14 protein-coding genes are annotated in these 11,529 nt (G+C 71.5%); 6 read left to right on the top strand and 8 right to left on the bottom strand.

The window, feature by feature from the left end; translation table 11 throughout:
- Positions 1-255: 255 nt before the first annotated feature.
- Positions 256-927, top strand: a complete 672-nt coding sequence (locus ABZT04_RS09505; protein ID WP_356054800.1) for an O-methyltransferase — start codon at positions 256-258, stop codon at positions 925-927.
- 15 nt (positions 928-942) lie between these two features.
- On the opposite strand, the gene ABZT04_RS09500 is transcribed toward ABZT04_RS09505, so the two are convergent.
- The gene (locus ABZT04_RS09500; protein ID WP_355917204.1) at positions 943-1,335 is read right to left on the bottom strand and encodes a hypothetical protein; all 393 of its coding nucleotides are present in this window, start codon (positions 1,333-1,335) and stop codon (positions 943-945) included.
- Between the two features lie 81 nt (positions 1,336-1,416).
- On the opposite strand from ABZT04_RS09500, the gene ABZT04_RS09495 reads away from it, so the two are divergent.
- A complete protein-coding gene (locus ABZT04_RS09495; protein ID WP_356054798.1) occupies positions 1,417-1,845 on the top strand; it encodes a DUF1992 domain-containing protein in 429 nt (142 codons plus the stop codon).
- Here the strand turns inward: ABZT04_RS09495 and ABZT04_RS09490 are convergent.
- The 4 genes from ABZT04_RS09490 to ABZT04_RS09475 form a co-directional block, all read right to left on the bottom strand.
- The gene (locus tag ABZT04_RS09490) at positions 1,834-2,514 is read right to left on the bottom strand and encodes a hypothetical protein (RefSeq protein ID WP_356054796.1); all 681 of its coding nucleotides are present in this window, start codon (positions 2,512-2,514) and stop codon (positions 1,834-1,836) included. The genes ABZT04_RS09495 and ABZT04_RS09490 overlap by 12 nt on opposite strands.
- A gap of 5 nt (positions 2,515-2,519) precedes the next feature.
- Complete coding sequence (locus ABZT04_RS09485) at positions 2,520-3,158, bottom strand: hypothetical protein (RefSeq protein WP_356054794.1); 639 nt, start codon at positions 3,156-3,158, stop codon at positions 2,520-2,522.
- A 77-nt stretch (positions 3,159-3,235) separates the two neighbouring features.
- The gene (locus ABZT04_RS09480; RefSeq protein WP_356055160.1) at positions 3,236-3,550 is read right to left on the bottom strand and encodes a hypothetical protein; all 315 of its coding nucleotides are present in this window, start codon (positions 3,548-3,550) and stop codon (positions 3,236-3,238) included.
- Complete coding sequence (locus tag ABZT04_RS09475) at positions 3,456-3,812, bottom strand: hypothetical protein (protein ID WP_356054793.1); 357 nt, start codon at positions 3,810-3,812, stop codon at positions 3,456-3,458. The genes ABZT04_RS09480 and ABZT04_RS09475 overlap by 95 nt, the downstream gene beginning before the upstream one ends.
- A gap of 173 nt (positions 3,813-3,985) precedes the next feature.
- Here ABZT04_RS09475 and ABZT04_RS09470 point away from each other — a divergent pair, with 173 nt between their 5' ends.
- Together ABZT04_RS09470 and ABZT04_RS09465 are read left to right on the top strand one after the other, a co-directional pair.
- A complete protein-coding gene (locus ABZT04_RS09470) occupies positions 3,986-4,612 on the top strand; it encodes a dihydrofolate reductase family protein (protein ID WP_356054792.1) in 627 nt (208 codons plus the stop codon).
- Between the two features lie 10 nt (positions 4,613-4,622).
- Positions 4,623-5,114 carry a GNAT family N-acetyltransferase gene (locus tag ABZT04_RS09465; protein ID WP_356054791.1) on the top strand — a complete coding sequence of 164 codons (492 nt, stop codon included), beginning with the start codon at positions 4,623-4,625 and terminating at the stop codon, positions 5,112-5,114.
- 2 nt (positions 5,115-5,116) lie between these two features.
- On the opposite strand, the gene ABZT04_RS09460 is transcribed toward ABZT04_RS09465, so the two are convergent.
- A complete protein-coding gene (locus ABZT04_RS09460; RefSeq protein WP_356054790.1) occupies positions 5,117-7,198 on the bottom strand; it encodes an MDR family MFS transporter in 2,082 nt (693 codons plus the stop codon).
- Positions 7,199-7,356: 158 nt separating this feature from the next.
- On the opposite strand from ABZT04_RS09460, the gene ABZT04_RS09455 reads away from it, so the two are divergent.
- Entirely contained in the window at positions 7,357-8,325 is a 969-nt protein-coding gene (locus tag ABZT04_RS09455; protein ID WP_356054789.1) for a peptidoglycan-binding domain-containing protein, read from the top strand.
- 55 nt (positions 8,326-8,380) lie between these two features.
- Here ABZT04_RS09455 and ABZT04_RS09450 read toward each other — a convergent pair whose 3' ends face one another.
- Positions 8,381-9,322, bottom strand: coding sequence for an SDR family NAD(P)-dependent oxidoreductase (locus ABZT04_RS09450; RefSeq protein WP_356054787.1), 942 nt, complete (start codon positions 9,320-9,322; stop codon positions 8,381-8,383).
- Positions 9,323-9,375: 53 nt separating this feature from the next.
- Entirely contained in the window at positions 9,376-10,263 is an 888-nt protein-coding gene (locus ABZT04_RS09445) for an SDR family NAD(P)-dependent oxidoreductase (RefSeq protein WP_356054786.1), read from the bottom strand.
- A 71-nt stretch (positions 10,264-10,334) separates the two neighbouring features.
- Between ABZT04_RS09445 and ABZT04_RS09440 the strand changes: the two genes are divergently transcribed.
- Positions 10,335-11,264, top strand: coding sequence for a LysR family transcriptional regulator (locus ABZT04_RS09440; RefSeq protein ID WP_356054785.1), 930 nt, complete (start codon positions 10,335-10,337; stop codon positions 11,262-11,264).
- Positions 11,265-11,529: the final 265 nt, after the last annotated feature.

Raw genomic sequence — 11,529 nt, 5'->3', positions numbered from 1 at the left:
GGCCTCCCGCCCCGCTCGTCCCACGCGTCACACGCGCGGCTGTCCCTCTGCGAACCCTATGAGGTTCGCACCCCCGGCGGGAGAGACGCAGGCAACCCCCTCTTCACCTGACGTCCGCCCTCCTTTTGTCCGGATGACGATAGTCGGCCCCGGGTTGCCTGGGCACAGCAAATATCCCCGTGGCGATCCGGCGGGTACTTGGGTAGGAAGTGATCGTCAGCGGAAAGACGCGTGGAAAGACGGAAGGCACAGCCAATGAGCCAGTCACAGGTGTGGGACGACGTCGACGACTACTTCACCGGCCACCTCGCCCCGGACGACGAGGTGCTGGCGGCGGCCCTGCGGGACAGTGAGGCGGCCGGGCTGCCCGGGATCTCGGTCTCCGGCGCCGCGGGCAAGCTGCTCCATCTCCTCGCCCTGATCCAGGGCGCCTCCCGCATCCTGGAGATCGGCACGCTCGGCGGCTACAGCACGATCTGGATGGCCCGCGCGCTGCCCGCCGACGGCCGGCTGGTCACCCTGGAGTACAGCGCGAAGCACGCCGAGGTCGCCACCCGCAACCTCGCCCGCGCGGGCCTCGACAAGATCGTCGAGGTGCGGGTGGGCACGGCCCTGGAGACGCTGGCCGAGCTGGCCGACGAGGACCAGGCCCCCTTCGACCTGGTCTTCATCGACGCGGACAAGGACAACAACCCGAACTACGTGGAGTGGGCCCTCAAGCTCACCCGCCCCGGCAGCCTGATCATCATCGACAACGTGGTCCGCGGCGGCCGGGTCGCCGACCCGGACAACACCTCGCCGGACGTGCGCGGCACGCGGACCGCGATCGAGCTGATCGGCTCCCACGCGCGCCTGTCCGGCACGGCGATCCAGACGGTCGGCAGGAAGGGCTACGACGGGTTCGCGCTGGCCCGGGTGCTCGACTGATCCGTCTAGGGCTTGTCAACTCTCGTGATAGAAGCCGACGTTGACGCTGCGTGGCCCGGTGCGGTCCTGGATGACGATCTCGCCGCTGCCGCCCCGGGGCAGGGGCACGCTCCCGCCGTAGGCGACGGTCTGGGCGTACTCGCCGACGATCAGCCGGACTTCGGAGGAGGGGTCGAGCTGGGAGCCGCGCAGCCAGTTCACCTGCCAGGTGCCCTCGGGTCCGCACAGGAACTCCAGATGGACCCGCGAGATGAACAGCCAGTCGTCCGGTGTCACCAGCCGGCACACCGTCTCGTCCCGGCCCACCCGCAGCACCGCGCCCGGGTCGCTGGGCGAGTCGGCCATCAGCATCCCGGCGGTCGCGCCCGCGTCCGTCCCGGAGACCGTGGCCATGGTGAGTTCGAGCACGTGCGCTCCCCTTGAAGTGTCCTTACAGCAGCGGGCGCATGATAAATCGCCCGGCCCTGCCGCGTCCGGCACAATGGAGTCATGACCGAGCGAAAGCCACCGGGTGTGTCCTTCGAGTCCTGGGTCGACAAGCAGATCCGTGACGCGGAGCGAGCCGGCGAGTTCGATCAACTCCCGGGCGCGGGAAAGCCATTGCCCTCCGGTTCCGACACGACGTACGACGAACTGTGGTGGATCAAGCAGAAGATGGCCCGCGAGGGCATCTCCGTGCTGCCGCCGACGCTGGCCCTGCGCAAGGAGGCCGAGGACGCCCTCGCTGCGGCGTACTCGGCCCCTTCGGAGCGGATCGCACGGCAGATCATCACCGAAGTCAACGTGAAGATCCGCGACATGATGTTCAAGCCGCCGCCCGGCCCCCCGCTGGGTATGAAGCCGTACGACGTGGAAGACGTCGCACGCCAGTGGCGGGAGCGCCGGGCGGTCGATGATGCCCGCGGGTCACAGATGTAGAAGCCGCTCCGTCAGCTCGCGGTAGTCGCGCAGCGCCAGGCGGAGCTGCTCGGTGTCCTCGGAGCCCTTGGTCTCCCAGGAGCCGTGCAGGGTGGCGCGGCGCTTGGTGACGGCCTCCGTGAAGCGGGCGGCCACCTCCTCCAGTACGTGATCGGCTTCCTCCACGGCGGACCGGGGTTCGTCGACGAACCCGGTCACGGCGTGCTGCAGCCGCAGGTTGAACTTGTCGCTCTCGTCGTGCGGCAGCAGGCTGCCGTTGCCGGTGTCCGGCCGGTCGAGCCGCTGGTCGCGGTCGCGGCCGGTGGCGGACGTGGGAGCGGGCTCGGGGGCGTGTACGGCCGACCGTGCCGACCGCTGCTCGCCTCCGGCCGTCTCCTCGCGCAGGTCGCGCTCACGCGACGCCGTCTCGCGCGGTGCGGCCTTGTCCGTCTCTCGGTCGGTCTCGCGCGGCAGCGGGGTCGCCTTCGTGGCCTCCCGCCGGTCGCCGGTCCTCGTGGGGTCCGGCTGCCCGGCGGCGGTCGTCCTCGTCGGGTCCCTCCGGTCGGTACCCGTACCCGTACCCGTGGTGCCCGTAGCGTTCTCGCGGCGCTCGGCGCCGGTGAGGCCCGTGGCGTCGGTGCGCCCGCGCTCGTCGCCGGTGTCGCCGTCGGATCGTGTCACATCGGTCATGCGGCTCAACTTCCCTTCAGTGCTTGCCTGTTGAATGAGCCGAACGCGTGGCGTCCGGTGCGCCCATGGCCGCCGCCACCGCCGTTGTCCGCGCTCATCAGGTCGTCGAAGAGGGCACGGGCCTCGAGCATGGCCTCACGCATCTCCTCGGTGCCGGCCTGGCTCTCCTGGGCGCTGTCGGTGCGCGTGTGGACGACGTGGTGCACACGCCGGTAGCCGTGGACGTGGTGCGCGTGGTGCACGGACAGTGCGTCGAACTGCTTCTCGTACTCGGCGACGTCGGGGAAGCCCCGGGCGCCTGCCACCTCGCCGAGCAGTTGGTCGACGTCGGCCATGGCCTGGCGGGGCGAGTCGACGAAGAGTTCCTGGGCAGCCGCCCAGCGGGCCTGGTACTGCTCACGGGCCGCGGGCTCGAGCGGCTTTTCCTGGAGCGAACCGTGCTGCTGGACGCGCTCGCCGAGCTCCCGCTCGGCGGCCTTCGCGTCGCCGTCGTGCCGGGCCACGGCCCGGTCGTACTCGGGCCCGAAGCGGCGCTTCAGACCCGAGCCGCCGGTCGCGCCTCGGGCACGCAGCGCCAGGGCCGCCGCGGCAGCGACCACGCCGACCACGATCACGATCAAAACGATGATCACGCCTGTGGACATGAGTGCCTTCCGGGTTCTTGGCCGACCGGCTCTCGTAGTCGGTCGCTTCCCGTATCGGGTTGCCCCGAAGGCACCCTTCAAACGGCTGCCGTCACGCGCCGAAGCGCCACGCCCCGGTGACCGACCACACGGTCGCGATCCGGCCGTCCACGACCTCGAAGAGATCGATACCGCTCTTCTGGGAGCCGTCGGCACGCGTGACCTACCAGCGGGAGGCGATCTTGCCCACGCCGGTGTCGACGGGCGTCGGGGGGAGGGGGGTGGTCGTGGTCATGGGGTGCCGCCTTTCGTCTCGCGTCAGGAGTGGGCTCCTGCCTCCAACGCGTACGCGATTCGACGGGTCGCGACGGAACCCGTTCGTCGAGTGCCTCGACGGACCGGATCCGGTCCAGCCGGAAGCCACGCGGCGCCTCGCCGAGCCGGCCCCCGCCCGCCAGGTACCAGTGCGACCATCTCGGCGGCGGCCGCCCGCTCCGGCATCACCGCGAGCACCTTGTGCAGGGCGCTGCGGGCGTCGGCCGCGAACGGTGTGCCCGCGAGCGCGTGCAGCCCGACCGCCGGCGCCGTCGCCTCGGCCGGGGTGACGGTCAGCGGCGTGCGCCGCCGGTCGAGGACGTATCCCCCGCCGCGGCCCGGCTCCGCGTACACCGGCACCCCCGACCCAGCTCCTCCACCAGGGCGTACAGCCGGTCGGTGCGGTTCATGACACCCGGTCTCCGGAGAACATCTGAATTCACGGGGCCGATGTGTCGATCCGGCGGCGCCCCGATCGACGCACAGGTGCAAGGGATCACCGAATGGATCACGAAATGGATCGGGAGGCTGTCATGGGTGAGGTCATCGCACGGCTGGCCATGTCGCTGGACGGGTACATCGCCGGGCCGGAGTCGGGGCGGGAGCATCCGCTCGGGATCGGTGGGGAGCGGCTGCACTCGTGGGTGTTCGGGCTGCGGAGCTTCCGGCGGATGCAGGGGATGGAGGGGGGCACGGAGGGGCCGGACGACACGCTGATCGCCGAGTGGACCGAACGGCCGGGCGCGGTGGTCATGGGGCACGGCATGTTCATCACCGGGGAGATCCCCTGGGGCGACGAACCGCCGTTCCACGCGCCCGTGTTCGTCGTCACCCACCAGCCGCGCCCGTCGGTGGTGAAGGAGGGCGGGACCACCTACCACTTCGTGACCGAGGGACCGGGACGCGCACTGGAACTCGCCCGCGAGGCCGCCGCCGGCAAGGACGTCTCGCTGGCCGGCGGCGCCGACCTGGTCCAGCAGTTCATCCGCGCCGGATGGCTCGACGAACTGCTGCTGCATGTCGTACCGGTGCTCGTGTGCGGTGGGCGGCGGCTGTTCGACAACGTGGGGGACGCGCACATCGAGTGGGACAAGACACAGGTGCTGGACTCTCCCGGGGTGACCCATATTCGGTTGCGCCGGATCCCCTCCGGCTCATGACAATGCCGGTATGACCTGGACGATCGCCCCGGAACCCTTCGACTCCCCCGTCGCCGCCGCGCTCTGGCGGGCGTACTACACCGAGGTCAGCGACCGCTGGTACCTCCTGCATGAGGACCGCCGGACGGACCCCGCCGAACTGGAGCGGGAGATCGTCGCCCACACCTGGTCCGAACTCGCCCCGCCACAGGGGCAGTTGCTGGTCGCCCGGTACGGCGGGGAACCGGTCGGCACCGCGGGTGTACGGCTGCTCGACGCGAGGACCGCCGAGCTGAAGAGGGTCTTCCTCCACGAGGGGACGCGCGGCCGGGGCGGCGCTCCGAGGCTGGTGGGAGCCGCCGAGGAGGCCGCCCGCGAGCTCGGGGCCGAGGCGATGATCCTCGACACCCGGCACGACCTGGTGGAGGCCCGTGCCCTGTACGCGCGGCTCGGCTACGAGGAGACCGAGCGGTACAACACCGACCCGTACGCGGAACACTGGTTCCGCAAGAAACTCGGCTGACCTCAACCGAGCGTCTCCGCCGTGCCGTCATGCGGCTGCTCCTGGTCCGAGCCGCACAGCTCGCCGTTGAGTTCCTTCACCAGTTGGATCAGGTCGGTGGGCCGGTCCGGGCCCCACCAGTCGCCGAGGGTCTCCGCGAGGGACTCCTCCCGGGCCTTCGCCAGTCGCTCGGCCACCTCCCGTCCCTCGTCGGTCAGTTGGAGGTCGAGACCGGTACGTACGGCCAGTCGGCGGCCCTCGATCTGGCGGACGGCGGCGAGGATGGCGGGCAGCGGCACGGAGCTGCGTTCGGCGAGCACACCCGGCTCCGCCCAGCCGTCCCGCTTGATCCGCAGCAGCAGCCAACTCGCCGCCGGCTCAAGGTCGTAGCCCGCCTTGGCCGTGATGGTCCGGTAGATCTCGCGGCGGCCCTCGCGGGTGCCGAGCACGGACAGCGCGCGGCACACCTCGTCGTAGGAGGAGCGCTGGACCGGGTTGCTGGCGAGGGTCTCGGTGAGGTCCGGCGCGGTGACCGAGCCGCGCAGCCTGTCCTCCTTGAGGAACCACGCCAGGGCGAAGCCGACGAGGGCGACGGGCGCGGCGTAGAGGAAGACGTCCGTGATCGACGAGGCGTAGGCGTGCAGGGCCTCCGGGCGTACGCCGGACGGGAGTTGGGAGATGCCGCGCGGGTCGGACTCCAGGCCGTCCGGGGTGACGCCGGGCGGGAGCGTGGTGCCCTGGAGGGCGTCGGTGAGTTTGTCGCCGAGGCGGCTCGCGAAGATCGTGCCGAAGATGGCGACACCGAACGAGGCGCCGATGGACCGGAAGAAGGTCGCGCCTGAGGTGGCGACGCCGAGGTCCTCGTACGAGACGGCGTTCTGCACGATGAGCACCAACACCTGCATGACCAGGCCGAGTCCGAGACCGAAGACGAAGAAGTACGCGCTCATCTCGCCGGTGGAGCTGCCCTCGTCGAGCTGGTGGAGCAGCAGCAGGCCGAGGGCGGTGACACCGGTGCCCGCGATGGGGAACACCTTCCAGCGGCCGGTGCGGCTGACGATCTGGCCGGATGCCGTGGACGACAGCAGCATGCCGAACACCATCGGCAGCATGTGCACACCGGACATGGTGGGCGAGATGCCCTGGACGACCTGGAGGAAGGTCGGCAGATAGGTCATCGCGCCGAACATCGCGAAGCCGACGATGAAGCTGATGACGGCGGCGAGCGTGAAGGTGCGGACGCGGAACAGCTTGAGCGGGAGGACGGGCTCGGCGGCCCGCCGCTCCACGGCCACGAACGCCACGATCAGGACCGCGCCGAGCACCGCGAGCCCGATGATCTGCGGCGAGCCCCAGCCCCAGGTGGTGCCGCCGAGTGAGGCGACGAGCACGAGGCAGGTCGCGACGGCGGCGATGAGGAAGGTGCCCAGGTAGTCGATCACGTGGTGGGTCGACCTGCGCGGGATGTGCAGGGCGGTCGCGATGACGGCGAGGGCGACGACACCGACCGGGAGGTTGATGTAGAAGACCCAGCGCCAGCTCAGATGCTCGGTGAACAGTCCGCCGAGGAGCGGTCCGAGGACACTGGTCGCGCCGAAGACGGCGCCGAACAGCCCCTGGTAGCGCCCGCGTTCACGCGGCGAGACGACGTCACCGACGATCGCCATCGACAGCACGATCAGCCCGCCGCCGCCCAGGCCCTGGAGGGCCCGGAAGGCGATCAACTGGGGCATGTTCTGCGCCATACCGCAGAGCGCCGATCCGATCAGGAAGATCACGATCGCGATCTGGAACAGCCGCTTCCGCCCGTACTGGTCGCCCAGCTTGCCCCACAGCGGGGTCGCGGCGGTGGAGGCCAGCAGATACGCGGTGACCACCCATGACAGGTGTTCCAGCCCGCCGAGGTCACTGACGATCGTCGGCAGCGCGGTCGACACGATGGTCTGGTCGAGGGCGGCCAGCAGCAGCCCGAGGAGCAGCGCCCCGATGGAGACGAGGACGCTGCCCGACACGTGTTCCTGGGCGGCGTCACCCCGCCGCGGGGGTTCCTGCGGTGGCTGCGCGTCGTGCACATTCCCTGGCATACCGTGCGCATCGCCAGCCATGAAGACCTCCCGAGGCTCTCGTTACACACCCCATGGTGATCGGTGTGTCCGGTTACGGCCTGTCGAGTCCGAATGGAAGCTGTCATTCCGGGGGTCGGAGGAGACGGTGTGAAGGAGATCCGCATAACCTCTGGAGTCCGACGGGGAGGGACGAACACGTGAACGAGGCGAAGGGCCACATATGCCCGCAGTGCGGGGCACCCAGGGCAGCCGACGGCTCCCCGTCCTGCTCCTGCACCGAACGGGCGTCCGAAGCGCTGCGTGACGCGCGCACGGCGGAGGCGGCAGCGGCGGAGGACTTCGACCCGCTGCGGATCAGGCCGTATGTGGAGCTGGACGGCAACGCACGCGAGTCGCCGGAGGGCGAGACCCAGCCTTTACCGGCGGTCGAGGAGACGATGCCGCTGCGAGCGGTGCCGCCCACGGCGGCCGATACGTCGATCCTCCCCGCGCTGCGGACCGCCGACCTGAGCCTGTTCGAGGACGGCGGGGGCACCCCGGCACCGCCCACGGACGCCGACTCCCCGCGCAGCCGTCGCCGTACCGTGCTCCTCGCCGCCGCGGGGACCGTGGTCGCGGTGGTCGCGGCGGCGGGTTTCGCGAGCGGCCTGTTTTCGTACGAGACACCGTCGCGGGACGACGCGGGCGCTCAGGACGTACGGCCCGGCCTTCCGTCCGCTACGGCGAGCACAGCGCCGGTGACACCGTCCACGAGCGGCTCCACGTCCGCGCGGCCGACATCGGCGTCCCCGGCCCCGTCCCTCAGCGCGAGCCCGTCCTCCTCGCCCTCGTCGACCCCGTCCGCCACGGCGTCGAGGTCCGCGAACCCCAGCCCGACCCAGACGGCCACGGCCAGCGCCACCGCGAGCGCCGGTACCGGCCGCCGTGCCGGCAGCAGCGCCGCCCCGGTCCTGCGGCCCGGCGACAAAGGCACGGAGGTCACCGAACTCCAGCTCCGGCTGGCCCAGGTGTACCTCTACACGGGCACCGCCACGGGCACCTTCGACGATCCGACGGAGAGCGCCCTGAAGAACTACCAGTGGTCCCGCGGCATCCAGTCCGACACGCTGGGGGTGTACGGGGCGGCGACCCGGACGAAGCTGGAGTCGGAGACGACCCAGCCGTGACGCCCTGACGCCGCGCTCGCCGGGCGGCGTTTGAAGGTGCCGGTCCCGCTGCGGACTACGAGGACTTCGCCTGGGCCAGCAGGTCCTGCGACAGGTCCCACAGGCGCCGGGCGTTGTCGGGGTCGACGGCGTAGCGGGCGACGCCGTGCAGGGTGCCGGAGCGCCGGTCGAGGACCTCGGTCTCGTCACAGTCGACGAAGTACCGACCGCCCACGCCTTCGAGGAGGGGTGAGGTGGCGAGGAGGACCGAGGTCGCGGCGCCCTGCTCGACGCTCTTGATCAGCTCGGCGGGCACCCGGCCACTGCCCCGGCCGCCGGTGTGGCGCTGGAGGTTGGTGTAAATGGCGCCGGGCATCAGGGAGTTGGCGGTGATGTTGTCGTCGGCCCAGCGGCGGGTCGCCTCCACCGCGAAGAGGACGCTCGCGGTCTTGGACTGCCCGTAGGCCAGCCACGGGTCGTAGGGGCGGAAGGCGAAGTCGACGTCGTCCCACACGACGGGCGACTGCTGGTGGCCGGTCGAACTCACCACGACGACACGGGCGTTGCCGTCGGCGGCGAGCGCGTCGCGCAGTCCGATGGCGAGGGCGAAGTGGCCCAGGTGATTGGTCGCGAACTGCCACTCCCGGCCCTGCTCCGTGTACCGCTCGGGGCAGGCCATGACGCCCGCGTTGTTCACCAGCACGTGCAGCGGGCCCTGCCACTCGGCGGCGAAGGCGGCGACGGATCCGAGGTCGGTGAGGTCGAGCCGCGCGACCCGCACATCCTGGTTGCCGGTCGACGCGGTGATGTCCTTGGCGACCCGTTCGCCCGCAGCCAGGTCGCGGACGGCGAGGGTGACGCCCGCGCCGGTCCCGGCCAGGGCGCGGGCGGTCTCGGCGCCGAGGCCGGAGGAGGCGCCGGTGACGACTGCCTGGCGGCCGGTGAGATCGATGCCTGCCGCCACTTCGGCGGCTGTGCTGGAGAAGCCGAAGGGGGTGGTGATGCGGGCGGTGCTCATGCGTGAACTTCCTTGCCGTGTACGGGGATCGAGTGCGTCGGCGGCGCGTGTGTTCAGGGGGTGACCAGGCGGTCCTGCTCCACCGGGGGCGTGCCCTCGTACCAGTCCAGGGCCTTGCCGAAGCGGACCAGTTCGCCGTAGAGGGCGGGATCGACGTGGTCGGAGAAGACCAGGTCGAGTACGGCTTCGGCGGCCTGGGCGGGTGACTGTGCCTGGCTGAAGTCGCTGAACCAGGGGCGCGAGGTGGCGGTGTCGACCATGCCGGGGCACACGGACGCGATCAGCGTGCCGGTGGCGAGGTCGTGTTCGCGGCGCTCGGCGGCGAGTGCGCGGACGGCGGCGACCTGGGCCACCTTCGAGGGCACGTTCAGCCAGACGGGCCAGCCCGCCTCCCGCGCGGTGCGGTGGTGGATGGCACCGCGCCACGACTCGACGGCGTACTCGACCTGGTCGAGGGTCGCGCCGTCGAAGAGGTGGTGCAGACGCGGGTCGAGGTGGCCGAGGGTGCCCAGGCCGCTGGCCACGACGAGCAGTCGGCCGCCCGGGCGCAGGACGGGGCCGAAGGCGCGCAGGATCGAGTGGGTGGCGGTGTTGGAGACGTCGATGAACTCGTCGGCCCGCTCGGCCTGCGACTCCTCGGGCAGCAGCCGGGCGACCGCGTTCGAGATGACGACATCGACCCCTCCGTGGTGGACGCGGAGGTCCTCGGCCAGTCGGGCGACGGCGTCGCCGTCGGTGACATCGAGGACGCGGCCCTCGACGCGGGCCCGGGTGCCGGGCAGCAGAGCGACCTCGTGGGCGGCCTTCGTCACCCGCTGATGGTCGCGTCCGGTGAGCAGGACCAGGTCCTCCGGCCCCATACGGGCCGCCAGCCCTTCGACGAGAGCGCGGCCGAGTCCTTGGTTGGCGCCCGTGACGAGGGCGATGCGCGAGGTGTTCATGCGTTCCACGCTAGGAACGTCACATCCATGAGTCCAACGAAAGTTCGGCACGGCTAGTATGCGTAAACGTCATGGACTTCACTGATGTGTCACTCACCGCGTTGCGCGTCTTCCGGGCCGTCGCCGAGCAGGGGACCTTCACCGCGGCCGCCACGTCGCTCGGCTACACGCAGTCGGCGGTCTCCCGGCAGATCGCCGCGATCGAACGGGCCGCGGGCGCCGAACTGATCGAGCGGCGGCGCGAGGGCGTACGGCTCACCGCGGCGGGCCGGCTGGTCATGCGCCGCGCCGCGGTCGTGCTCGACGAGATCGACGCGACCGCGCGCGAACTCTCCGGTCTGCCGGGGCAGGCCGGGATCGTCCGGCTGGGCTGGCTGCCCAGCGCCGGCGCCGTGCTGGTGCCCCGCGCCCTGGTCGCGCTCGGCCGTACGGATCCCGGCGTCCGGGTCGTCGGCCGGGAAGGCGGCACCCCCGCGCTGGCGCGCGCGTTGCGGGCGGGCAGCCTCGATCTGGCCCTGCTCGCGTCGGCGCCGCCGTTCCGCCCGCCGGACGACGAGTCACCCCCGCTCGTCCTGCGGACCCTCACCGAACGCGCCCTGTGCCTGGCGGTGCCCGCGGCGCATCCGCTGGCCCGCGGCGACTTCGTCGACGTGGCCGACCTGCGCGGACAGCGCTGGATCGCGGGCTCGTCTTCGGGCGAGGACCGGCTGATGGGCGTGTGGCCCGGCCTGGACGAACGGCCGGAGATCGCCCACACCGCCCGCGACTGGCTCGCCAAGCTCCAACTGGTCGCCGCGGGCTGCGGCTTGACCACGGTACCGGCGTCGCTGGCTGCGGCCGCCCCACAGGGCGTCCGCATCCTCCCCGTCCGCGGCGGCCCCCAGGAACAACGCCGCCTGCTCCTGGCCCGCCTCCCCGAGGCGCCGACCGAGCCGGTGGCGCGGGTGGCGGCGGCGTTGCGGGCGGCTGCGGTCGACTCGGAGACGGGTACGGGGGCTTGAGGCGGGGTCTGGGTGGGGTGAGGGCGGGGTGGGGGTGAGGATGGTCTGGTGGTGAGGGTGGGGTGGCGGTGAGGGCGGGCCCGTGGGCCGGCGTTGGAAGGCCGACGGTTGTTGGCCAACGCAGGTGGGCAAACAAGTGTGGGCCAACCCGTGTGGGCCAAGAAGCGCAGGCCCAACGCACGTGAGCCACCCTGCGTAGGCCAACGGACGTGGGCCACCCTGCATCAGCCAACGCACGTGGGCCACCACGCGCCGACCAGCACGC

It is taken from the genome of Streptomyces sp. NPDC005492 (assembly GCF_040605995.1).
In the GTDB taxonomy this organism is placed as follows: domain Bacteria; phylum Actinomycetota; class Actinomycetes; order Streptomycetales; family Streptomycetaceae; genus Streptomyces.
This window is presented reverse-complemented; position numbering and strand designations above follow the sequence as displayed.

Excerpts from the sequence above, each read along its gene's own strand:
- ABZT04_RS09485 (WP_356054794.1), bottom strand. The coding sequence starts at position 3,158 with ATGTCCACAGGCGTGATCATCGTTTTGATCGTGATCGTGGTCGGCGTG.
- ABZT04_RS09445 (WP_356054786.1), bottom strand. The coding sequence starts at position 10,263 with ATGAACACCTCGCGCATCGCCCTCGTCACGGGCGCCAACCAAGGACTC.
- ABZT04_RS09465 (WP_356054791.1), top strand. The coding sequence starts at position 4,623 with ATGACCTGGACGATCGCCCCGGAACCCTTCGACTCCCCCGTCGCCGCC.
- ABZT04_RS09450 (WP_356054787.1), bottom strand. The coding sequence starts at position 9,322 with ATGAGCACCGCCCGCATCACCACCCCCTTCGGCTTCTCCAGCACAGCC.
- ABZT04_RS09505 (WP_356054800.1), top strand. The coding sequence starts at position 256 with ATGAGCCAGTCACAGGTGTGGGACGACGTCGACGACTACTTCACCGGC.
- ABZT04_RS09460 (WP_356054790.1), bottom strand. The coding sequence starts at position 7,198 with ATGGCTGGCGATGCGCACGGTATGCCAGGGAATGTGCACGACGCGCAG.
- ABZT04_RS09470 (WP_356054792.1), top strand. The coding sequence starts at position 3,986 with ATGGGTGAGGTCATCGCACGGCTGGCCATGTCGCTGGACGGGTACATC.
- ABZT04_RS09495 (WP_356054798.1), top strand. The coding sequence starts at position 1,417 with ATGACCGAGCGAAAGCCACCGGGTGTGTCCTTCGAGTCCTGGGTCGAC.
- ABZT04_RS09490 (WP_356054796.1), bottom strand. The coding sequence starts at position 2,514 with ATGACCGATGTGACACGATCCGACGGCGACACCGGCGACGAGCGCGGG.
- ABZT04_RS09440 (WP_356054785.1), top strand. The coding sequence starts at position 10,335 with ATGGACTTCACTGATGTGTCACTCACCGCGTTGCGCGTCTTCCGGGCC.